This window comes from Bacteroidota bacterium (assembly GCA_041658205.1).
GTDB lineage: Bacteria > Bacteroidota > Ignavibacteria > UBA10030 > UBA8401 > UBA8401.
Window position 1 is genome coordinate 114,934 of record JBBAAO010000002.1, and the last position, 24,291, is coordinate 139,224.

At 42.6% G+C, this 24,291-nt stretch carries 17 protein-coding genes; 9 read left to right on the forward strand and 8 right to left on the reverse strand.

The genetic code is table 11. The features are described 5' to 3' along the window. The first annotated feature begins 190 nt into the window (after positions 1-190). Both WDA22_12345 and WDA22_12350 read left to right on the forward strand, forming a co-directional pair. Positions 191-1,765 (forward strand): DEAD/DEAH box helicase, encoded by a 1,575-nt coding sequence (locus WDA22_12345; GenBank protein MFA5834256.1) that lies wholly within the window; start codon positions 191-193, stop codon positions 1,763-1,765. Positions 1,766-2,251: 486 nt separating this feature from the next. Further along, positions 2,252-2,767 (forward strand): transposase, encoded by a 516-nt coding sequence (locus tag WDA22_12350; protein MFA5834257.1) that lies wholly within the window; start codon positions 2,252-2,254, stop codon positions 2,765-2,767. A 73-nt stretch (positions 2,768-2,840) separates the two neighbouring features. Here the strand turns inward: WDA22_12350 and WDA22_12355 are convergent, their stop codons facing one another. The 5 genes from WDA22_12355 to WDA22_12375 all read right to left on the reverse strand — a co-directional run bounded on the left by WDA22_12355 (position 2,841) and on the right by WDA22_12375 (position 11,715). Then, entirely contained in the window at positions 2,841-5,537 is a 2,697-nt protein-coding gene (locus tag WDA22_12355) for a TonB-dependent receptor (protein ID MFA5834258.1), read from the reverse strand. After that, positions 5,537-6,598, reverse strand: coding sequence for a FecR domain-containing protein (locus tag WDA22_12360; protein MFA5834259.1), 1,062 nt, complete (start codon positions 6,596-6,598; stop codon positions 5,537-5,539). The genes WDA22_12355 and WDA22_12360 overlap by 1 nt, the downstream gene beginning before the upstream one ends. Before the next feature lie 129 nt (positions 6,599-6,727). Further along, entirely contained in the window at positions 6,728-7,381 is a 654-nt protein-coding gene (locus WDA22_12365) for an RNA polymerase sigma-70 factor (protein ID MFA5834260.1), read from the reverse strand. Between the two features lie 26 nt (positions 7,382-7,407). After that, positions 7,408-10,518 (reverse strand): efflux RND transporter permease subunit, encoded by a 3,111-nt coding sequence (locus tag WDA22_12370; protein MFA5834261.1) that lies wholly within the window; start codon positions 10,516-10,518, stop codon positions 7,408-7,410. Between the two features lie 144 nt (positions 10,519-10,662). After that, the gene (locus tag WDA22_12375) at positions 10,663-11,715 is read right to left on the reverse strand and encodes an efflux RND transporter periplasmic adaptor subunit (GenBank protein MFA5834262.1); all 1,053 of its coding nucleotides are present in this window, start codon (positions 11,713-11,715) and stop codon (positions 10,663-10,665) included. Positions 11,716-11,896: 181 nt separating this feature from the next. On the opposite strand from WDA22_12375, the gene WDA22_12380 reads away from it, so the two are divergent. The 5 genes from WDA22_12380 (at position 11,897) to WDA22_12400 (ending at position 18,478) form a co-directional block, all read left to right on the forward strand. After that, positions 11,897-13,246 carry an alpha-amylase family glycosyl hydrolase gene (locus WDA22_12380; GenBank protein MFA5834263.1) on the forward strand — a complete coding sequence of 450 codons (1,350 nt, stop codon included), beginning with the start codon at positions 11,897-11,899 and terminating at the stop codon, positions 13,244-13,246. A gap of 18 nt (positions 13,247-13,264) precedes the next feature. Next, on the forward strand, positions 13,265-14,413 hold the full coding sequence (locus WDA22_12385) for a DUF5009 domain-containing protein (GenBank protein MFA5834264.1): 1,149 nt from the start codon (positions 13,265-13,267) through the stop codon (positions 14,411-14,413). Positions 14,414-14,493: 80 nt separating this feature from the next. After that, positions 14,494-15,009, forward strand: coding sequence for a DUF3267 domain-containing protein (locus WDA22_12390; GenBank protein MFA5834265.1), 516 nt, complete (start codon positions 14,494-14,496; stop codon positions 15,007-15,009). A 360-nt stretch (positions 15,010-15,369) separates the two neighbouring features. Next, a complete protein-coding gene (locus tag WDA22_12395; protein ID MFA5834266.1) occupies positions 15,370-16,170 on the forward strand; it encodes a DNA/RNA non-specific endonuclease in 801 nt (266 codons plus the stop codon). Between the two features lie 121 nt (positions 16,171-16,291). Then, on the forward strand, positions 16,292-18,478 hold the full coding sequence (locus WDA22_12400; GenBank protein ID MFA5834267.1) for a DNA/RNA non-specific endonuclease: 2,187 nt from the start codon (positions 16,292-16,294) through the stop codon (positions 18,476-18,478). A gap of 82 nt (positions 18,479-18,560) precedes the next feature. Here WDA22_12400 and WDA22_12405 read toward each other — a convergent pair whose 3' ends face one another. Together WDA22_12405 and WDA22_12410 are read right to left on the reverse strand one after the other, a co-directional pair. Continuing rightward, positions 18,561-19,829 carry a hypothetical protein gene (locus WDA22_12405; GenBank protein ID MFA5834268.1) on the reverse strand — a complete coding sequence of 423 codons (1,269 nt, stop codon included), beginning with the start codon at positions 19,827-19,829 and terminating at the stop codon, positions 18,561-18,563. 20 nt (positions 19,830-19,849) lie between these two features. Beyond that, a complete protein-coding gene (locus WDA22_12410) occupies positions 19,850-21,505 on the reverse strand; it encodes a TrkA C-terminal domain-containing protein (protein ID MFA5834269.1) in 1,656 nt (551 codons plus the stop codon). Positions 21,506-21,780: 275 nt separating this feature from the next. On the opposite strand from WDA22_12410, the gene WDA22_12415 reads away from it, so the two are divergent. Both WDA22_12415 and WDA22_12420 read left to right on the forward strand, forming a co-directional pair. Continuing rightward, positions 21,781-22,209, forward strand: coding sequence for a cupin domain-containing protein (locus tag WDA22_12415; GenBank protein ID MFA5834270.1), 429 nt, complete (start codon positions 21,781-21,783; stop codon positions 22,207-22,209). Positions 22,210-22,473: 264 nt separating this feature from the next. Continuing rightward, positions 22,474-23,652, forward strand: a complete 1,179-nt coding sequence (locus WDA22_12420; GenBank protein ID MFA5834271.1) for an acetylxylan esterase — start codon at positions 22,474-22,476, stop codon at positions 23,650-23,652. Positions 23,653-23,762: 110 nt separating this feature from the next. On the opposite strand, the gene WDA22_12425 is transcribed toward WDA22_12420, so the two are convergent. Continuing rightward, the gene (locus WDA22_12425) at positions 23,763-24,242 is read right to left on the reverse strand and encodes a GyrI-like domain-containing protein (GenBank protein ID MFA5834272.1); all 480 of its coding nucleotides are present in this window, start codon (positions 24,240-24,242) and stop codon (positions 23,763-23,765) included. Positions 24,243-24,291: the final 49 nt, after the last annotated feature.

Consider the following 24,291-nt stretch of genomic DNA (forward strand, 5'->3'; position numbering starts at 1 on the left):
GTTTTTCTGTGATTTTTCGTGTTTTTTGACAATCGAACTGCTGAAAAAAGCCTTATCCGAATTTTTTCGATTTCAACGGAACGGAATGACGGTTGTATCATGCAATGATGCAATTTTGTATATTAATAGAGTAACTCACCGTCAGATTCATTATTGGAAATCTATCTTGCTAAAGAACTTTGTCTCAAAATTGAAGACGTTTTTCGGAGCAAAACCGAAAACTGTCTTACCCCCTAAATCGATCCCTCAAAAAGAAACTCCAAAACAGCACCAACATCAGCACAAAAAATTTCCGAATGAAAAACCGAGCGGCACGCATCATCCTCGCGATCAGCGAAAAAGAGAAACGCGGGAAGAATACCGTTTGCGTCATGAAAAACAGGATCGTGAACAACAGAATACGCAAGTTCTTACGGTGGCAAAAGAAAAACCAAAAGTATTCATTCCATCGGAACCGTGGGATCCTTCTGCATTTAAAGTTCCGGTGGTTGACGGCAAAACTCGATTTCAGGATTTCGATCTTCCGCAGGAAATTTTGCATGCTATTGCCGATTTGAATTTTCAATATTGCACGCAAGTACAGGAGCAGGTCCTTCCGATCTCGATGCGCGGAGACGATGTTACTGCGCAAGCGCAGACCGGAACAGGAAAGACTGCCGCATTTTTGATCACCATTTTTTCTCACATCATCCGCAATCCCATTAAAGATCAAAAGAGAGGAACACCCCGCGCATTGATTCTGGCGCCGACACGCGAATTAGTAATGCAGATCGAAAAAGATGCCCAACTGCTTGGCAAGTTTGCGCCGTGTGCAGTTCTTTCACTCGTTGGGGGAATTGATTACAACAAACAGATGCAGAATTTGAAAAACGAAACAGTAGACATCGTGGTTGCAACGCCGGGGCGTCTCATCGATTTTAAAAAACAGAAATATGTCGATTTGGGAAAGACGGAAATTCTCATTATCGATGAAGCGGACAGAATGTTGGATATGGGATTCATACCTGCCGTGCGAAGTATTGTTTTGAGCACACCGCAAAAATCCGAACGTCAAACAATGTTCTTTACTGCAACAATGAATTCCGAAGTAAAGCGGCTTGCAGAATCATGGACCCGTCAGGCGATTGAAGTAACAGTCACTCCGGATACGATGGCTGTCTCTGCTATTGAACAGATCACCTACATCACCACGAAAGACGAAAAATTTCCTCTGCTGTATAATCTAATGCAGCAGAAACAATTGGAACGGGTGTTAATCTTTGTAAACAGACGCGACGTGGGACGGGATTTAAAAGAAAAATTAGAGACGTACGGTATTCCCTGCACGCTTCTTTCAGGCGATGTCGATCAACGGCAGCGGATTAAACGTCTTGAAAATTTCCGCGAAGGAAAAGTACGTGTGTTGGTAGCAACCGATGTTGCTTCACGCGGGCTGCATGTGGATGCGATTTCACATGTGATCAATTATAATCTTCCACAGGATGCCGAAGAGTTTGTTCATCGTATCGGTCGTACGGGACGCGCAGGAGCTACCGGTATTGCGATCAGTTTTGCGGATGAGGAGGATTCATACGAAATTCCAAAACTGGAAGAATATATGAAGCGGAAAATCGAATGCATCTATCCTGATGAAACATTATTGACTCCTGTAACGGAAATATTTCCTCGCAAAGAAATGAAGCGAGAGCGACCCGCACCGCGTCGCGATGGGAATAGAGGGAAGCGAACCGGAAGTTCCCGAAGGCCGCCGAGAAAAACCTCGTAAAAATAAATATTGGCAATAAAACATGTTAACGCGGGCGCTAGTCCGCGTTTTGCATTTTACAATGATTGAGCTTACCTCAAGAATCAATTCTTTTTCCCGGCATAAATCCACTTCACTGAGTAGATTCCTTTGTCGGCACGGACGGCAGTCCGTGCCAAAGCCCTTTTTGAAAGTTTGTCGGTGCGGACGCCAGTCCGCACCAAAGCATTTTTTTTGCAAATAATAACTTATGAGAACGATCTTCCGTTAAAAAACTCGGCGAATAAGTGCGACCGTTCCGAAAAGATCTATTATTTTTGTTTCTTTGAAGTAAACTGTCGGCACGGATGCCAGTCCGCGCCCAAGACTTTTTTTGAAAGTTTGTCGGTGCGGACACAAGTCCTCACCAAAGCATTTTTTTTTGAAGTAAGCTGTGGCATGGACGCTAGTCCGTGCAAAAGATTTTAGAATTGATTGAATTTTATGGAACGGTCTGGCGGCAATAAAATGAAGTATAAATCGAAAAAACAATATCGGCTCCCGTATTATAATTACGCAAGTTCAGGATATTATTTTGTAACGTTAGTTGCCAAAAATCGCCATAAATATTTTAGTACAATAAATGATGGCAATGTAGTTCTTACTGATATTGGGGAAATAATTAAACAATCATGGCTATACATTCCAATTAGTTCACCATTTGTAATGTTAGATGAATATGTCATAATGCCTAATCACGTACATGGCATTTTATTGATTGATAATCCGAATGAGGGTTTGGAATTGAAGGAGAAAAAATTTGAGATAAGAAAAAAATCCCTTTCGATTGTTATGAGAACATTTAAAGCTTCAGTAACCGCTCGAGCGAGAAAAGAACATCCTGACATCAAACTATGGCAATCAAGATTTTATGACAGTATAATTCGGAATGAGACGCACCTTCAAAATGTTAGAAAATATATCGAGAACAATCCGTTACAATGGGAAGAAAATAGTAAGAATCCGATGAGTATTATGATGTGAATATTATTTCCGGAACAGTCTTCTACCAAAAAGTGTGGCGGAAGTCCGTGCTTAAGTTTTATTTAAATTCATTTTAAAACTCCAGCTTTACTCCAATCGTTGGAAGCATCCCCAGTCCATTAGTCAGCACTTTGCCGCTTGTTTCACGAAACTCCTCGCTGTTAGGATTCTGCTGATTATACAAATTTAAGATATCCAGAAACGCGACAATCGCCAAGCCGCCAACAACAGGAACCGATCCAAACTGTTTTCGATAATCGATTCGAATATTCAATGTATGAAAATCGCTATACCGCAAATTGTTATTACCGGTAATCTCTTTTGAATAACGGAAATAGATAGAATCTTGAAAAATATTCGAATGCACAACGTACGAATCCTTCGGTCGTCCTGATGCAAACTTCCATTTCATTGAAAAAGACCATTCCTTATTCAATTCGTAACCAAGCAGGATATTGGCAATGTACGGCTGACCAAAATCGGCATTGTATTCGCCGGAACCATAATTGTCGTTTCGACGGCTTTGTGCGTAAGAAAAATTCATTTGCCCGTACCATTGATCTGAGAAGCGCTTAATCAGTCCGATGTCAATCCCTTGAGCATACCCAGTCCCTCCGTTCGTGCGGAAACGTCTTGTCCGATCTGTATGGACTAGCAGCTCGCGCAGATTCTTTCGATATGCTTCTACTGTCATCTTCATTTCTTCGTTGAGATAATATGTCCACCCCACGATGTAGTGAACAGCCCGTTCATTATGAAGCGATGTATTGGATTTATCGAACATCAGCAGACTGTATTGGGGCATCTGATAATAAATTCCGGTAGCAAGGTGTATTTTCATCTGTTCGCTAAGCTGATAACTTGCACTGAATCTCGGCGATATGGTCTGCTGGTTGTACAGTTCGCCGTACTCGTACCGAAGGCCCGACATTACCATCAGTCGATCCCAGAATGTATGCCGATAATCCACGAAGAGCGCAGCATTCAATTTTTTTCCTGATTGCGATGTGTTGATAGAGTGCGGATCGATGATCGTAAAATATTTCAACGGATCGGGACGATAATCGTCGCCGTCAAATATGTAGGATGTATCCACCCCTTGTTGTTCATATCGATAACGAAAATCATCCATGAATATTTCCCCGCCCGTTTGAACAGCAATATATGATGTTAATGCAACCGTGTACAACGATTTGAGACCGTACTGATCCTGATTGCTGTTACTATTGATATAATCTTGTCGTATTGGAACAGTTTCTTTTGCCGGAACAACACCGTTGATGACATTGATATAAACACGACCGTAATGGTATTCGGTATCTGTTCGCTTCAGATAAACTGTGTTTTCCAAAAAACTTTCTGTGTTAACAAGATATCGCCAGTTTGCGCCGAGTAGGTATTTTGTTTCGTCTAACGAACCGACGAAGGTTTCAAAGTCGTTATTCTTCGCATCGAAGACATTGTCTATTGTGCGCCCGAAATGTTCTGGAGAATAGATCGCAATGATGGAAAGTTTATGCTCGGGAGAAATTTCTGTAGTTGTTTTTGCAATCACATCAGAGAACCGGATTTGTCCGAGATCTTTTAGATCGATCATTTCAAGCATCCGGTCAAAATCGTGATGCCGGGCGGAGAGGAGGAAGGAAGTGTTTCCAAGCATATACGTCGGCCCGTCGTAATTCACCTCCCATCCAAAAAGATCGTACGTGCCGTTTGCTATAAATGATTCTTTGTTTCCCTCTTTGATCTTTAAGTCGAGAAACGAAGAATTTTTTCCACCGTACTGCGCACCAAATCCTCCCGCCTGAAACAAAGCTTCATCGATCAATCCAGGAGTCAGGATGCTGTATCGTCCTCCTTGCGCTTCATCCTCTTCAGAACCGGCAACAAGGTGCGCAACTTTATCGAACGGAATATTGTCGATCAGAATAATATTATCCCTTGGACTGCTCCCACGGACGGCGAAAGCGGAAAATTCTCCGCCGCTTCCCCCAACGCCGGGCAACGTCTCAATAGCGCGAAATATATCTCCTTGTGATCCGGGATTGCGGCGAATTTCTTCCCGATTATAGGTAAAGTTTGTTACTGGTGAAACGTTGTCGTTTGAAAAATACCCGGCAGTGACGAGAATAGAATCTGCCGTTAGCATCATTTCGTTCAATTCGATCTCTTTTACGGTCGTTGTTTTTCCACGAACAACTCTGATATCGGTTTCAATATGTCCCGCATAACCAAGTGAAGAGAATTTGAGTTTATAAATATTTTCAGGTACATCCTTGAGAAAATATTCTCCTTCGATATCGGTGGTGATCCCAATGGGTGTTCCCAGAACAACAACATTCACGCTGGGAATAGGTTGTTTTGTTTTTTTGTCGACAATCTTTCCGGCAATACTTCCGTTTTCAATTTCTCTGTCGGCCTTGTTGGTGACTAAAAGCTTACCTTGTTCGGGAAAAGTGTACTGAAGATCAGTATCTTCTAAAATGGATTTCATTGCCTGTTGAAACGAAGCCTGCCGCAACTGTATCGATATTTTTTTTGGAACCGATTCTCGCGATTCGCTGTACCACAATGAGAGAGAGTAGTAATCGGCAACTCGTTTAAGCGCTTCTTCTATTCGAACATTCTGAAGATCGAGAGTAATCAAATTGGATGAATTGGTTTGCGCCATTGTCATCTCAGCCATGCCGAATAACAGCCATGTAATTAATATTGCAGAGTTTAAACAATCTTTTTTCATCAAATATCGCTTGTCAATTATTTTAAACATCAGTGTACCCTTTGCTTTTTAGAACCCTGCGATTGGGAATCAACGCTCAGTGTTACAACCGTTCCCTCTTTTTCGTATCTGGCATTCAGTGAAAGAGCAATTAACGTCAAAACTTCCGGCAGCGATTCATCCTTAACCGAAGCCGTTAACGTTCGCAGCATAAGCGTTGAATCTTTTACGGTGAAATGGACATCATACCGACGCTCCAATTGCTTCAGAACATCCGGCAGAGGAGTCCGGCGAAACTGCAATTTACCATCAATCCAGGAAAGGTATTCATCGATCTGAACATGCAATGCTTCGGTAGGGGATTTTCCTTCGGCAATAATGCTCTGTTCTCCGTCGGTGAGAATAACTTCACGGTTTGTTGATAGGGTAGCAGAGCGAACAGAAACTTTTCCCTGGGAGACAACAACATCAACATGGTTTTCATCCGGCCACGCCTCCACATTAAATCCGGTTCCGAGAACCTTTACAATGGCATGTTCCGTGCGGACAATAAAAGGGAGTTGTTCATTCCGCGCGACATCGAAAAATGCCTCCCCACGCAGCCAAACTTCACGCACGTCAGAAGAAAACTCTTCCGGAAATCGAATAGTGCTGAATGTGTTGAGCTGTACAGTTGTTCCATCGGCAAATTGTAGTTTTACCCGTTCTCCTCTTTTCGTAGATACTTCTTTTAGAATAAGGTGTTTTGAATCTGACGAATTCCAATACCAATACGTTGCAGAAATTACTCCGAGGAGAACAACTGCCGCCGCAACGGTGCGAAAAAAGGATGAAAAAGAACTCTTCCGATCTGCGGTGCGTTGGTCTGAAGATGGCATTGTAGAAATCGAAGTATTGATGCCAGTCCGCTCGGAAACTCTGTCCCACGCTGCGTTGATGTCGACGTTAAATTTTTCATCCCCGGTGTCGTTCCACAATCGGCGAAACGCTTCGAGTTCAGCGTTATGATCCGGATTATCGGAAACCCAGGTTTCGATACGGCGTCGTTCTTCCTGTGTACATATTCCTTGAAAATATCGTATAGCTAACGAAAGATCGATTTCGGATTTCATGTCATAACCTCCAAATTTCCTACAACAGCGATTCTGATTCAGAGAAATTGCATCATACTCTTATATGACACGCCAAAGGCCGTTTACCGTGACAAGAAAAAAAATATTTTTTGAATGGTTTTACGAATTTCAGAGGGTGAAATAAAGGTTAGTTATAAGCATCAGAAAAATTACCGGAAGGTATTGCGACAGCAGTCTTCGAAGTTTTTTCAGCGTGCGGACCATTTGTGTTTCCACGGTATTCACCGAAATATTCAGAATAGAGGATATTTCACGATACGTAAGCCCTTCATCGCGGTGCAACAAAAAGATTAATCTGCTCCGTTCGGGTAGTGTTTGTATTGCTTTGTGGATCGCGGCGCTAAAATCTTTTGTCTGAAGGAGTGCAGAGGGTGTTTCATGGAGTGGACTTTCAATGGAAAGATGTGCCTCATCCAGTCGATCAATCGAGCGTGCTTGCCGAATATAATTTAGCGCTTGGTTTCGAGTTGCTCCGTACAAGTACGAACGAAGTGTGAAACGAAGAGTCCAGGATTTTCTGTTTTCCCACAAAGTAACAAACAAGTTTTGAACGACCTCTTCAGCGGCGGCTTGTTGTGAAACATATTGTAGGGCAAAGTGTACAAGTCCCCGGTAGTGAGATTTGAAAATCAACTCGAATGAATGAACATTGTCATTTTTAATTTGTTCAACGAGCGCTTGATCTCGGTATTGCTGTGTGTCAATAAGGGAAAGATTTGGCTGGCTGTTTTCTTTCGGAACATTCTTCTTCTGTCGGCCCATTGAGCGAAGTATTCTTTCTGAAAGAATTACATTACGCTTTCTACAGCAGAAATATCTGGAATGGTAGATTCCGTTTTTGCTTCCGTCATTTTCTGCTCCTTCGAAAAGAATGTGTACATTGCCGGAATAACGAAGAGTGTCAGCACAAGAGAAAAGAACAAGCCACCGATTACAACAATTCCCATGGAGATACGACTCTTGGCCCCGCTGCCGAGTGCTAATGCTATGGGGAGCGCACCGAGCATTGTCGCAAGACTTGTCATAAGAATAGGACGGAACCGGGATGCGGCTGCAAATTGTGCCGCTTCAATTAGCTTCACCCCTTTTTCTTTTTGCTGGTTGGCAAACTCGACAATCAAAATACCGTTCTTTGTTACCAAACCGATCAGCATGATGATGCCGATCTGACTGAAGATGTTGAGAGTTTGACCGGTAAGCCATAATGATAAGAGCGCGCCGGCAAGTGCAAGGGGTACCGTAAGCATAATGGTGATGGGATCGACGAAGCTTTCAAATTGCGCAGCAAGGATCAGAAAGATTAATACAAGAGCAAGCACAAAAGCGAACATCGTATTTGATGAACTTTCAGAGTAGTCGCGCGAAGCTCCGCTTAGCGCAGTCGTAAACGATTCGTCGAGCACTTTTTTTGCGATGCGGTCCATTTCTTTAATGCCGTCGCCGATTGTTTTTCCGGAAGCAAGTCCGGTTGAAATAGTCGCGGCTTTGAAACGGTTGTAGTGATACAACTGCGGCGGCGCACTTTGTTCGCGAAGCACTACAAGGTTGTCCAACTGTACCAGCTCACCGCGAGAATTCCGCACGTACAGCGATGTCAGGTCGAGCGGTTCATCACGGTTGTGCCGATTCACTTGGCCGATCACTTGATATTGAAATCCGTTCATTTCAAAATACGAGAAGCGCTGTCCGCTGAAGGCGAGTTGCAGCGTTTGTGCAATGTCAATCACGGAAACTCCGAGCGTACGTGCGCGGTCACGGTCGATGGAAATATCAAGCTGCGGCCTGTTGAATTTTAAATTCACATCGGCAGTTTGCAAGATGTTGCTTCTGTTGACCTCTTCCATAAATTTGGGAACAAACTCACGGAGTTTTTCAAAATTCTGATTCTGCAATACATATTGCACCGGCTGTCCCCGTCCGCCGCCGCCGACAGAAATGGTTTGTTCCTGAATGACAAAAGTACGCGCTTCCGTAAATTCGCGCGCCGTGCGAGAAAGATAGTCGGCTATTTTCTGCTGTGAGCGTTGCCGATCGAACGGCTCAGAAAGGCGTAGCCGTACAAAACCAGTGTTTGTTGCGCCGGAACCGGCAAAGCCGGGAGCGGTGACACTTAAGGCAATGCGTCGTTCCGGAATAGAATCGATAATGAACGAAACGACCCGATCCATGAAGGCGTCGGTATATTCAAATGAAGCCCCTTCCGGACCGGTTATTTGCAGTCGAAGCGCACTTCGATCGTCTAACGGTGCCAGTTCCGATTGGAGTGAGCCACCAATGAGGATGATGATAACAAACGACATTGCAATAATTGCAACTGCACCCCAACGATGTTTCATGCTGACAGCGAGCAAGCGTTCATAGGATGCATTCAAACGTTCAAAGTACGGTTCGGTAAATTTATAGAATCTGCTGTGTGTCCGTTTTTTCCGAATGAGATGAGCATTCAACATCGGTGTGAGGGAGAGCGAAACAAATGCCGAGATGAGCACTGCACCGGCAAGCACAATACCAAACTCCCTAAACAGCCGTCCGACGAATCCTTGCAGGAAAATAATCGGGAGGAACACAGCGGCAAGCGTGATGGAGGTAGAAATAACAACGAAAAAAATTTCCTTCGAACCGGCGAATGCCGCCTCCATCGGAGGCATTCCCAGCTCAACTTTTTTAAAGATATTTTCTGTCACCACAATACCATCGTCTACAACAAGTCCCGTCGCAAGCACTATGGCGAGGAGCGTCAGCACATTTATGGAAAATCCCATGATGTACATAATAAAGAACGCGCCGATAAGTGAGACCGGAATATCAATGAGAGGACGGAATGCGATGATCCACTCGCGGAAGAAGAGGTAGATAATACCGACAACCAGAAGGATAGCGATGAGAATTGTTTCCTGTACTTCAACAATGGAGTTTTTTACGAACAGTGTATTGTCCATAGCAATATCGAGTGTGATATCTGCAGGGAGATCTTTTTTAATCTGTTCAACCCGCCGGTAAAATTCATCCGCGATCTCAACATAATTACTGCCAGGCTGCGGAATTATAGCCACTGCAACCATCGGCGTGCCGGATTGCTTTAGGATCGTCTCTTCATTTTCTGGACCGAGATTGGCAAAACCAACATCGCTGACACGGACAATGTTTGTTCCGTTGGATTTAACAATGAGACTATTAAAATCATCAACAGTTTTTAATCTGCCTTTGGTATTCACAATCAGTTCTGTCTGATTGCCTGTAATTTTTCCGGAAGGGAGCTCGACATTCTCTCGACTAAGAGCGTTCCGGATATCCAGCGGCGTCAGTCCGTAAGCGGAGAGTTTTTCCGGATCCATCCAGAGCCGCATTGCGTACCGTTTCATTCCCCAAATCTGTGTTGTACTAACACCGGGGATTGTTTGAAGATTTTGTGCGATAATGTTTTCGGCATAATCGCTCACCTCCAATTGATTCCGCATTGTACTTTGCACCGTCATGGAAATAATAGCATCCGAATTTGCATCACTCTTTGTGACAACCGGAGGGGCGTCAATATCTTGCGGTAATTGGCGCTGAGCGCCGGAGACTTTGTCTCGGACATCGTTTGCTGCTGCTTCAAGGTCGGCATCAAGATTAAATTCAACAGAAATGTTGCTGGATCCCTGGCTGCTGCTGGAAGAAATATTACGAACTCCTGCAATACCGTTGATCGCTTTTTCCAGCGGTTCGGTGATCTGCGATTCGATTACATCGGCGTTTGCACCGGTGTAACTTGTCCGCACATTGATGAAGGGGGGATCGATGGCTGGATATTCGCGGACGCCGAGAAAATTAAAACTGATGACGCCGAACAAAATAATCATCAGCGACATTACAATGGCAAGGACGGGACGGCGTATGCTAACGGATGCGAGACTCATTGTGAATTAAAAATTCGAAAGTTAAGTTTCACGATTCACGTTTCATGATTCAAGTATCAAATTATTCTGGATTCAAAATTTTCTACACACCGCTCAAACGATATCGTTTAACGTGAACCATGAATCCTGAATCTGGTAACAGTGTTACTTTAACAACACGTTCACAGGCATACCTGTGCGCAGCTGCATCAGTCCGGTGGTCAGAACAGTATCCCCTACGGAAATTCCTTCTGTTATTTGAACTAAAGAGGCAGTTCTCATACCAGTTTTTACCGGAATGGCCACCGCAACACCATTCTTTTTTACAAAAAGTGATTGTCCTTTTAATACGGGAATAATAGTTTGGGTAGGTACCATCAGTGCATCGGTAATCTTTTTCAGTCGCAACTCTATCTGTACATATGCGCCTGGTAGGATCCGTTCATTCTTGTTATCCACTAATGCCCGAAGCTGTAACGTTCGTGTTGTCGGATCGATCTTTGGTTCAATCGCGTACAGCTTTCCGGCAAACTGTAGTTTTGTCTCTTCACTGTTGAATTGAACAATATCGCCGACGGAAACTTTGTCCGAATATTTTTCGGGAATGGAAAAATCAACTTTCAACAAGCTGATTTTTTGTATCGATGCGATACGCGTTGTGGAAGAGACGTAACTTCCTTCGCTCACATAACGCAGACCGATCCTTCCTTCGAACGGGGCTCGTATTTCTCTTTTGCGGATAGAAGCGACAAGATTTTCTTTATCTGCTTTCAGCGTGTTCACTTGATTTAAGGCGATGTCGTATTGTTCCTTGCTGATGCCGTTAATCTCGTACAATTGTTTTTGACGTTTTTCTTGTTCCACCGCAAGCTTAATTTGCAATTCGGTCTTTTTTAACTGTGCCTGCAGGTCGTCGTCATTGATCTTCACTAAAAGGTCGTTATTGCTTACGTGTGCACCTTCCGTAAAGGAGATTTTTTCAATTCTCCCTGCTGCTTCGGTGACGAGATCCACTGATTCCGATGCGAGGACGGTTCCCGAAGAACGGACGATATTATCGAGTTCTTGAAATTCAAGAACGACACCGTTTACGGTCAAGATACCACTTGGCGCTCCTGGGCGCGGTCTGTTTTCTTCGGATTTGGAACTGCATGAGGCAAATAGTAGCGCGCAACAAAGGATGGATGGAATAATTATTTTCGATGAAAGTGGAGTCATGGTGATCAATGCAAGGTAGACGTATGAAAACTCAATACGTTTAATATACTATAATTCTGGAACAGAGTGAATGTAGAAATCATTCCAACGACAGTGAAATTATTTACAATTGTCTCTCATTGCTTTGAGAAATATCTTTCGTTACTTTTCTACCGCCATCAATCACTAATCAAAATACACTATGAAAAAATGTTGTTTTTTTGCTCTCCTCACCATTTCACTTCTTGCACAACAACCGACTCCGTATGCTAACAATCAAGCTCGGCCGTCGGAATCATGGGTAAAAAATGGAATTATTTATGAAATATACACTCGTTCGTTTTCTAAAGAAGGAAACTTTGCCGGTGTAGAAAAAGGACTTCCCGAGTTGCAAAAAATGGGAGTGACGATACTGTGGATTATGCCGATCCATCCGGTTGGTGTAGAGAAACGAAAAGGTTCGCTTGGCAGTCCCTATTCCGTTCAGGATTATTATGCAATCAATCCAGAATTCGGGACGATGGATGATTTTAAAAGTCTGGTAAAAAAATCGCAGCCGCTGGGATTAAAAATTGTGATTGATATGGTTGCGAACCACACTGCGTGGGACAGCAAAATGTTTCGGGAACACCCCGAATGGTTTACGAAAGACAGCGCGGGAAAATTTATTGCTCCTGTTGCTGATTGGAGCGACGTGGTTGATTTAAATTATACTAATAAAGAACTCCGCACCTATATGATAGAGATGTTAAAATTCTGGGTGCGAGATGTCGGGATCGATGGATTTCGCTGTGACGTGTCCGAAATGGTGCCGGTTGATTTTTGGGATGAAGCGCGCGCCGCACTCGATTCCATTAAACCGGTCTTCATGCTTTCCGAAGGGATGTACGCAGAGCACCATCTGAAAGCGTTTGACGCTACCTATGGATGGAATTCGTATCACACTATGGCAGATATTTTTGCAGGGAAAAAACCGGCAAGCGAAATGGATTCCGTCTTAATCCGTGAATCATTGTCGTATCCAAAGGGTTCACTGCGGATGCGGTTTAGCTCGAACCATGATGAGAATGCATGGGATATGCCCGATGTGACAAAATTTGGTGTGGATGGTGCAAAGTTTGCAGCAGTTCTTGTGAATACATATCCCGGAGTGCCACTATTATATAACGGACAAGAGGTCGGCAATAACACAAAGCTGGGTTTGTTTGAAAAATTTGAGATTGATTGGACAAAAGGAAAAGAATTTCGAGAATTCTATACGAAACTCTATTCTCTACGAAAAAATAATCCTTCTCTTACAACAGGTGACTATCAATCGATAAAAAATAATAAGATTGATAACGTTTATTCATTCATCCGAACAGACGGGAAGAATACCGTTGTTGCACTGTTTAATTTTTCTGACAGTGAACAGACAGCACTACTCGAGCTTCCCCAAAATATGGCATCCACAAAATTCAGCGATATGTTTACCGGAAAAACGGTGGCAGCAAAAAATGTCGCCAAGGTTACACTTCCGAAACACGGGTATAGACTTTTTGTCGTAAAATAGTTGTTAACCAAAAATACTATGAAACCAGAACGGCTCACTTCGCTGGATGCATTCCGCGGATTTACGATTGCCGGAATGATTCTCGTCAACAACCCCGGTTCGTGGGGTAACATCTATCCTCAGCTTGCTCACGCATCGTGGCATGGATGGACATTCACCGATTTTATTTTTCCGTTCTTTCTTTGGATTGTCGGCGTTTCCATGACATTCTCCTTTGCTGTTCGCAGATCAAAAGGAGATGACGCTACAAAATTAATGCTGGGAGTTTTTCGCCGATCAGCAATCATCTTTGCTCTCGGTTTGTTTCTTGCAGGATTTCCGTTTGGATTATTATGGGGACATAACTTCAATCTTGCAACAATCAGAATCCCGGGAGTGCTTCAACGGATAGCAGTCTGTTACCTTATCTCTTCTATCATCTATCTTACTACCTCTTCACGCGGACAGATCCTGGCCATCGGCGGTCTGTTTCTTTCGTATTGGGTGATGATGTTCTACATTCCGGCAGCAGAGTTCGGGACCGGATTATTCGACAAGGGGAGAAATTTTGCAGCATACATCGATTCGATGTTCTTATCGGGACATATGTGGTCTGCAACCAAAACGTGGGATCCGGAAGGGATTATCAGCACAATTCCCGCAATTGCCACGGCGTTGTTTGGATCCTTAACCGGGGATTACCTCCGTCAATCATCGCATGATAAAGTGGAGAAATCGACATGGATGTTTGTATTTGGAGCAGGATTTCTGTTGCTAGGCGCTCTCTTAGATATGTGGATGCCCATTAACAAAAGTCTTTGGACCGTTTCGTATTCCATTTTTATGGCCGGATGGGCACTCTGCATTTTTGGAATATTTTATTTTCTGATCGATGCAAAAGGGATAAAAAAATGGGCGCATCCTTTTGTAGTGTACGGTATGAATGCAATTTTTGTGTTTGTACTTTCCGGTGTTGCCGCCCGAACGATGGGCTTGTGGAAATTCAACGTTCAACTGAGCGATGGATCGTTCAAGGATGTTGCAATCAAAACAATCCTTACACAAAATCTTTTTGATCCCTATTTCTCTCCATTAAATGCATCATTAATGCACGCCATTGTTTGGGTGAGCGTAATGTATCTTGTTGTGTGGGTGATGTATAAAAAGAAATGGTTTGTGAAGGTGTGAGAACAGATGGCCAGATAACAGATTATTCGATGACACATCGTTAACGTTACTACTTGAATAAAACCGATTATTCCATTCCTATGCTCAAAGCTCAAACGGCATCCTTGCCGTTTGGCCTGTTTGCCATTATAGAATTTTTCCTGTTTGTATTTATCTGGGGATTTGAACCAATCAAATCGGCGAGTAATATGCTGTTGCCGTGGTATTTTTTCCCGATCTTTGCTGTTGGAATTGTTTTCCATGAATTGATACACGGTCTTTCTTGGATGATCGGCGGGCAGCTTTCAATTAAACAAGTGAAATTTGGCTTTCAAGTAAAAACTCTTACACCGTACGCACATTGCATTGTACCAATACCAAAGAGCGGATATGTCTTTGGAACACTGATGCCAGCCATTGTGTTAGGATTCCTTCCGTTTCTTCTCTCACTCGTGAATGGGAATGGGTGGATTTTTATTTTTGGAGTGTTATTCACCTTTACAGCAGTTGGAGATTTTTTAATTGTCTGGCTTATTCGTTCTGTTGAATGGGATAGACTTGTGGAAGATCATCCCGAAAATGCGGGATGTTATGTGTATGATGAAAATTCTATCTAGATTCAGACTTGTCCAAAATACATTGATAAAAACAACAAAATTCTTCACTCTCTTCTTTTCTTGACGGAGCAAGAAAAGAAGCAAAAGAACTCCTTGCGAAATTTAACGCACGCGATGAATCCCGTTCGCTCTTGCCCGTTGATGGCGCGAATCGCGCCATCAAAAGTCCCGTCATTCATCGCTTACCCATTCGCTCGGTCCTCCTAAATTTCGCATCCACACACTTTAATACGATCTTTACAATACAACAAAGGGGGCTTACTATATGTTATCAAAATAAATTTACCTAATTTAAAATATTGCGGTCAATTTTTGCATTCATTTACGATTTATTTTGAATTTCAGTGATCTAAATTATACATGAAGAAACAATTAGAGCTTCTGTTTATTCTCGTCGTTGTTGTAGCAGGACAACACGATTCGCTTTTTCTTGCGGAACATCTCGCATTGGGGAATCCGAGTAATGCCGTTGCGAATATCAACTCTCCTCAAGACTTTTTGATGAGTAAAGCGCAGTATGTCCATTCGTATAATTGTTTTACGGGAATCCCAAATTGGGTCGCATGGCATACGGACAGCACGTGGCTCGGTGAGATTAAACGAAGCAACAATTTTCGTGCAGACAGCACACTTCCCGAACAGTGGTATCGTGTTCATGAAAAAAGTTACCGGCACAGCGGGTACGACAGGGGACATATGTGTCCTTCCGGCGACAGAACAAATACGCAACACGATAATGCAGTGACATTCGTGATGACGAATATGATTCCTCAAGCACCGAACAACAATCAGGGTCCATGGGCTGCATTGGAAATGTATTGCCGGGATCTGGTGAAACAGGGAAAAGAGTTATACATCTATTGCGGCGGATTCGGTTCGAAAGGATTTCTTGACAGCGGACGAGTTCAAATTCCGGAATTGACGTGGAAAACAATTCTTATTCTTGAGGCAGGAGAAAATGATCTTCAACGGATAACGTCAACAACTCGCACCATTGCTGTTGTGATGCCGAATGAGAACACCCTTATCGAAAAAAATGAAAACTGGAAACAATTTTGCGTGAGTATTGATTCAGTTGAGTCATTAACCGGATACAATTTCTATTCACGTGTTCCTTCCTCCATCCAAACCTCTTTTGAACGAGTTACCTATCCAGAGTGATGTTCTGTAAAATAACAATTTGATTACAAAAAATTGGCAATTAAGGCTTTACAAAAAGCATTGAAATACATATATTTGCGCGTGAGAGTTAAACGATTCCATCAACCAACATGAGGTCTGCATGAAAATTGCAACGCGCGTTTTGGCGGTCACCATTGCCGCAGTTCTACTCTTCCTTCTTCCATCGTGTCAAGAAACACCAGTCGATCCAGCCCAACAAGCATCACATAACGTTAAGACAAACACCTCACTTCAGAAAGTGACCGTGTCAGAAGATTTTGAACTTGGTTCAAAAACTTCGTATGCCGTCGGTGACGTTACATTTAGTTCTGGTGTGTGGACATTAGATGAAGCGTTAGTCGGAACATCTTCAAGCGATAGGAAAAACGGAACAAAGAGTGTTCGAACACGCAACAGCGGTAAGTTAACAATGAAATTTAACCGAACCGATGGTGCCGGTGTTGTTACTGTAAAGCACGCAAAGTATGGAACTGATGCAAACACAACATGGCAATTATGGTATTCGACGAACAGCGGAAGTGCGTGGACGCAGACAGGTGCAACAATCACCACTTCGTCAACAACCTTGGCTACTGCTTCATTCACCGTGAATATTACTGGTACAATCCGTTTTGAAATTCGAAAAACAGACGGCACAACAAACCGCGTGAATTTTGATGACTTCGTTATAAACGACTATGTTGGCGGAGGCGGGGGAGGAAGTACAGCATGGGAATCCTTCGAAACAGGAACAAAAACTTCTTACACAACAGCTGATGTAACCCTCAGTTCCGGTATTTGGAATTTTAATAATGCACTTCTTGGAACCTCAACCAATGACCGGAAAGTCGCAACAAAAAGCGCCCGCGTGCAAAGCACGGGTAAACTGACAATGAAATTTAATAAAACAACCGGTGCCGGTACTGTTACTATTCAACATGCAAAATATGGAACGGATGCAAACAGTTCCTGGCAATTATGGTACTCCACCAACAGCGGAACTTCGTGGACACAAACCGGAGCGACAATCACCACAACATCTACAACACTTTCAACAGCAACATTTACGGTGAATATTGCCGGCACAATTCGATTTGAAATTAGAAAAACAACCGGCACAACTTCAGTCCGCTTGAATTTTGACGAAATCAATATTTCTGACTATGCAACAACACCGACAGTGACAGAAGTAGAACCGAACAACACAACAGCATCGGCAAATCCTGTTGGCACCGTTCCTGCAACGCAAACGGGATTAATCGATGTAACCACCGACCTTGATTTCTTTTCTCTCAGTGCAACATCAACACAGACCGTCACACTTGGTCTCACCGTTCCTGCAGGTGTGAATTACGATCTGTTGTTATTGAATTCTGCCGGTACAACAGTGGCAAGTTCCGCAAACGCGGCCGGTGTTTCGGAAAGCATTTCATATAACTCTACAACAAACGAAACATATTATATAGAGGTTCTTTCAACCTCCGGTTCAAGCACATCCACAGCATATTCGTTGACGGCAAATCTTACAACGTATGGCGGAGGCGGCGGTGGTGGAGGATCAGACACGACAACGTCAACCAGCGAACATACCGTACTTGGAAATCCAAGCAATTCAGCGAACGATATCAATTTGCCGACAAATTACCTGATGGAAAAACCGCAGTATGTTCTTTCGTATCACAGAGATAAAGGAACAGCAAACTGGGTTGCATGGCATTTGAATGCATCGTGGATTGGAAGCACACCACGCCAAGATGATTTTAGAGCAGATGCAACACTTCCTGCAGCATGGTATCATGTTGGTTCGACAAGTTACAGCGGAAGCGGCTTCGATCGCGGCCACATGTGTCCTTCAGCAGATAGAACATCATCCGTTGCGGATAATTCAGCAACATTTTTAATGACCAATATGGTACCGCAAGCTCCGAACAACAATCAAGGTCCGTGGGCGAGCATGGAAAATTATCTTCGCACACTCGTTACTGCCGGAAATGAATTGTATATCTATTCCGGTGGATACGGAACATTGGGAACAGTCGATGCCGGTCACGTGAATATTCCTGCCCGAACATGGAAAGTTGTTGTGGTGTTGTCGGAAGGAACGGATGATCTCGGTCGAGTAACAACGTCAACACGCGTCATTGCTGTTGATATGACAAACGACAACGCTCAGATTAGCAGAACCGCTGATTGGAAAACCTTCCGAGTAAGCGTTGATGCTATTGAAGCGGCAACAGGTTATGACTTCCTTGGGAAAGTATCTCCCACGATTCAATCCACGATTGAAAGCGTTGTTGATAATCAGTAACTCAGTAACATTTACTTCTTAAAATAAAAAATCCCGAAGAGTTAATCTCTTCGGGATTTTTTATTGGGTCTCCAGTAAGAAATTATTCTTTCGAATTCAGCCGTAACTTTAAAATATAGGTGGGCTGCATTTTCTCCGTCGGGAAAATATTTCCCTGCGCATCAAAGTTTTGTAATTGACTATTCGCAATAAAGTAGAATTCGTCATCGACAATTGTTCCGGTGGTGGGAACATTGTACAATGGATTTTGGGATTCCAATACAGTAGATTTTGTTACGGCATCCATCTGCTTATTTAATTCAAACTTCATGATGCGTGATTGTGGTCCGGCGCCGTTCTGCACAGCAATTAAATTGTTTTCGTAAAAGTAGAGACCGTCAATCCCCGTTAATGTTGTATTCGGTTTTGCCTGCATCATAACGCTCTGAGTGTCGGCAATGGTTATTCGACTGATTCCAGCCCAATGTGCGACGAATAGATATTGTTGATCTGCCGATGCCGTAATACCGTTAGGATAGAACATCCAATCCCAATGATAGAATGGTTCAAACGTTTCAGTTTCCTTATTGATTTTATAGATTGTCTCCGTTTCACTATCGGTGATAAATATCGAACCGTTCACAATCACAAGATCATTAAAGAGATGTTTTAAAGTATCTTGTAACATATATTTTTTCAACAGCTTCCGGGAATCAAGTTCGTACTGATAAACCGCTGATTTTCCAAAATCTTCCTTACTCATTGTTCGTGCAGGCGGAGTGTTCATTACGCCTAATACCCACAAATGATTTCGTGCGGCATCCACTTTCATTCCCAGCGTACTGTAGAGTCCATCCTGCCCTTCGCCGACAAAATCGTATGATGTTCCGTCCAAATTGATTCCAACAATTTTACGTTTGTAAATACTGCTCACATAGAATTTTTGCTGACGCGGATCGTATGCCATTCCCTCTGGAATAAGATCTTTTTCCTTCAACGAAAATGCGTAGTTGCTTGCGGTAAGCTTGGAAAATTGTTTTGCCTTCGCTGCTATCTGTTTAAATTTTCCCTGCTTCCATAGTGGGGAGAAGGAAGTATCGTTTTCCACATTGAAATCGAAACCGATATCGGCAACACTTTGCAGCAAATTGGTTGCCCGGATCTGCCGGCCGACCGTGACGCATGCGCGCGCATAGTTTATCGTGAACTCAAGATTGAACGGCGCAAGTGTGTATGCTTGTTCGGCAAGATAAAAATATCCGGCGGTGTCTTTTTCCTGCAGACGCTGTTTGGAAAGATAATACGCTTCGAACGGATTTTGCGCTGATGCAATTGTTGTGCAGGCGGTGATGAAGATAATAATGTTTCGCATAAAAACGTTCCCCAAAAAAGTTACCACAATGCCGTTACTAACATCTGTGCAAGAATAATCTTCGTGATCATCGATGCAGGATAGACCATCGCATAATACATATTCGGCTGATCGTTCTGCGCTTGCTGATTTGCGTACGCAAGAGCCGCCGGTTGTGTTGATAATGCGCTTGCCACCCCCATGACAGCGGACATTGGAAGATGAAGATATTTATATCCTATGGATAATGTCAAGAACGAAATTATCGTTGTCAACATTGCCCCCGCAGCCATTACGACAATCCCCTCTGATTGAAATGTGGAGCCGAATCCTTGCCCTGCTTTTACGCCTATTCCCGCAAGAAAAAAGACCAATCCAATCTGCCGAAGCACAAGATTTGCGCTGAACGGCATTGTCCATGTAATGGATCCGGATCGCTGTAACCTGCCAAGAATCAACGCCACAATCAACGGACCGCCGGCAAAACCCAATTTAAACGTTGAGCCATTTGGAAGCGGGATGGGAATCATCCCGACAAACACTCCAATCACAATACCAAGTGAAATAGAAAGAAAATCGGTCTCGGAAATAGATTTCATTGAATCTCCGAAAAATTTTGTAATCCGCTGGATATTTTCGTGTCGTGTTACCACGCGGACACGATCGCCGAGTTCAAGAATGGTATCGGGAGAAGGAACGAAATCTACATCGCCGCGGCGGAGCCGAGTAATAGTAGCCCCATATTCATTTTCAAGATGAAGGTCGTTGATCTGTTTCCCGACAACAAGTTCGTTTGAAACAAACATGCGGCGGTATTCAAATCCGGCATGATCCAACGTTAGTTGTTCGTTCGCCGTTTCGCCGAGTACAATCTGAGCCCGCTGTAACGAATCTGCCGTACCGACCGCTGCAATCAAGTCCTGTTTTTCAAAAACAGTATCAGGAAGAATGATGTTTACCGTATTGCCGCGCTTAAACCGACTGAGAACAAAACGGCGGTGTTCAATCAGGTTCAGTATATCCTCAGCTCGTTTTCCAATAACGGCAGGATTCGTTACAAGAAACGTTTGTGTTTGAATGGAACTGACACCCGTTTCTTTTGATCGTTCCGATTCTTCTTTCACAAAATCGATTTTGTACCATTTTGTAAACACATAAAACCAGAGAATCACCCCAAGCACACCGAACGGATACGTTAAACCGTATGTAATGACGGGAGCGTTCAATAATGCTTCCCGCAGTTCTGCCGGATATTGTGCTGTGTATGATTTCACCACTTCAACGGAGGCGGCCAATGCCGGTGTATTTGTCAGTGCTCCGCAAAAAATACCGACAGCATGCGGAGTGTCGAAACCAAATAATTGTGCAAACACGGCAGCAAGACCTGCACCGGCGATAAGAACGAGCACAACAAAAAGATTTGCGCGAAGGCTTTTTTTGTTAAAGGATGCAAAAAAACTGGGCCCGGATTGCAGTCCGATAGAATAAACGAACAACACAAGACCGACAATATAGATTTCCTCCGGCAGCATGAGCCGCTTGTCAATGGCGCCGAACGTAATGCCGACAAACAGCACAGCCGCAACACCAAGATTGAATCCGTAAATTTTGATCTGACCGAAGAGATATCCAATACCGATAACAGAGAATAAAAGGAGTAATTTATTTACAGTAAGAAGGGAGACAAGTGATTCCATAATAAATAATCAATAAACAGATGAAGAGTAAACCAATATACAGTCCTAAGGTACGGAGATTTGAAGAGAAATAATAGGTTGATTTAGATTGCGGAATATTATGGTGCACCATAGAGAAAGAAGACATGCATACTTTGCAAATGGTATAAATAATTCTTTATCATTACTCTGATTTTATTATTTTATACAGTATACAATTTCCATCAATACTTATGTTGTTCAGTTGAACAATACTATGATCGAAAAGACTATTTGATCGTTACGCAAGGATTACGATGAAAAATATTTTTATTGCTTTGTTTATAGTATTGTTCTCAACAATTCTTTGGAGCCAAGACAGCAACGGTATTCAAACCAAAGTATTGTCAAAATCAGTAGTGAGCTGGGATGGTAAAAATTTGCCGAATTATAAACCCGGAACACCCGAAATTACAATTCTCAAAATAACAATCCCGCCCGGGGCACAGCTTCCAATACATAAACATCCGGTGATCAACGCGGGCGTATTGTTGAGAGGTGAATTAACTGTTGTTACCGAAGAGAAAGACACGCTTCACTTAAAAGCGGGGGAATCGCTGATTGAAGTTGTTAATACGTGGCACTACGGAAAAAATGAAGGGCGCATTACTGCGGAAATCCTGGTTTTTTACGCGGGAACCCAAGATGCCCCGATAACAATTAAAAAAGAAGATCAAACTAAGTAACTATACGCTTTATAAGGTATTGTAATTCTTCTTCTTCCCAAACGCTTTTTGGGAACGCACATTGTTTGAAACTCCGTTTCATTAATTGCAAAGTTGAACTTCTCAAAGCATATGTTCGCAATCCCTATGGAATCACGTCGTGACGGGACGTTGGGTCTACGACCTCGTAGAGGAACAAGAAGAAAAAGAAAAAAGTAATCATTAAAAATCACATTCACGAAATCTTTACGATCCCCAGAATGTCTAATAGGAATAAAAACCATGATGAGAAAATTTATATTTTATTTTATAATCTTCTTTTTTGTAGCAAAATGTTATGGACAACATGATGAATCAAAGGCAGCCGACTACACACTGCCGGACGTTTTAAAAACTATTGACGGGCAAATTGTAAACACGGTATCAGTTTGGGAAAACAAGAGAAGAACGGAAGTATTGACATTGTTTGAAAACAATATTTACGGACAAACATTGAAAAGCTATGACAGCATTAAATTTACGCTTACGAATAATGTAGAAAACGCCCTGAATGGAAAGGCACGTTTAAAAGAAGTGATTATTACTGTATGGAAATCAAATAAGCACGTAGCCATTCCTCTTACCGTAGTTATACCTAATAACAGTAAAAAACCATCACCTCTTTTTTTGGTGATCAATAATGGGAATAAAAATAATACGGACTCTACCGAAAAAAGTAAAAGTGATTTTGGGCCTGTTGAAATGGTTATTGATAGTGGATACGCTATTGCAGCGGTTTATACCGGTAATGCCGCACCCGATAATAAAGAAACATACCAAAATGGTGTTTTACAATTATATCCCGATCAGTTAAATGCCGACAACGGAATAAAAGCAATTGGCGCCTGGGCATGGGCTGCCAGCAGGGCAATGGATTATTTTAAAACTGATAACGATGTTGATTTCACTAAAGTCGGTGTGGTCGGTCATTCTCGCGGAGGAAAGACATCCTTATGGGCAGGTGCGCAGGATCAGCGTTTTGCCATGGTATTTTCCAGCTGTTCGGGTAGTACCGGTGCTGCGTTGGCAAGAAATCAATCCGGCGAAACGGTGAAAGCCATCAATACAGGATTCCCTCATTGGTTTAACAACAATTATAAAAAATATAATAATGATGTAAATACTTTACCGGTGGATCAACACATGTTGATAGCACTCATTGCACCAAGACCTGTCTACACAACATCTGCCACACAAGATAAGTGGGCTGATCCTGTTGGCTCATATCTTTCTATGGTGAACGCACAAAAAGTATATGCTTTGTATGGGAAACAATCAGCACTTACTCCTGACCAACCACCGCCGAACACTCCAATTCTTCATTCAGTGTTGGGATATCATATCAGGGAAGGTGGTCATGCTTTAACGGAGTATGATTGGGGAATTTTTATCCGCTTTGCTAATTTTCATTATTTTCAGAAATAATATTTAGAAATATTATTTCTTTTTTTGCAGCAACCGGCAATCCTGTTTCGGTCGTATTTTCGAAATATACATCAGAAAGGAAGAAGCAATACGTATAATGGTTTGCGTTCTTATTTAGGTCTTATCGGTATCCATATTTCTTCTTCTGATGTCAAATCATTGTTTTTATACTTTTCTCCAAGTATTTCAAAATGTGGTTTGTTATCTAGTGAATAGTTTGAACTCGGTAACCAAGTTCCATAAATGTATTGGAATATTTTAGTATCGGTGCTTAAACCTTTGTAATAGAAAACTGCATACAGTCCTCCAGTCAACGTATATGTTTCCATTTCATTCGGAACCGTGTCAAAGTCGGCAACTTCAACTGCCGCCCACTTTTGAAATTCTTCTTTGAGATTAGAAAAGGAAAAGTCAAACGATTGAGGATACACTTGCATTGAAAACAATTCAGTCGTTAAGTTGTTTTTAATTTCCCTTCGTCTTGGCATAAAGGATTGCCAAAGTTTAAAAGTCTGATTATCTGCAAATGTCATTGTCAATTGCTTGCCGACTAATTTCTTTTCGGGTAAAGTTTTTATTGTTGGTTGCATATTATGATTCTATTTCAACATCGTATCTGTCAAGTCGCGCTTGTCAAAA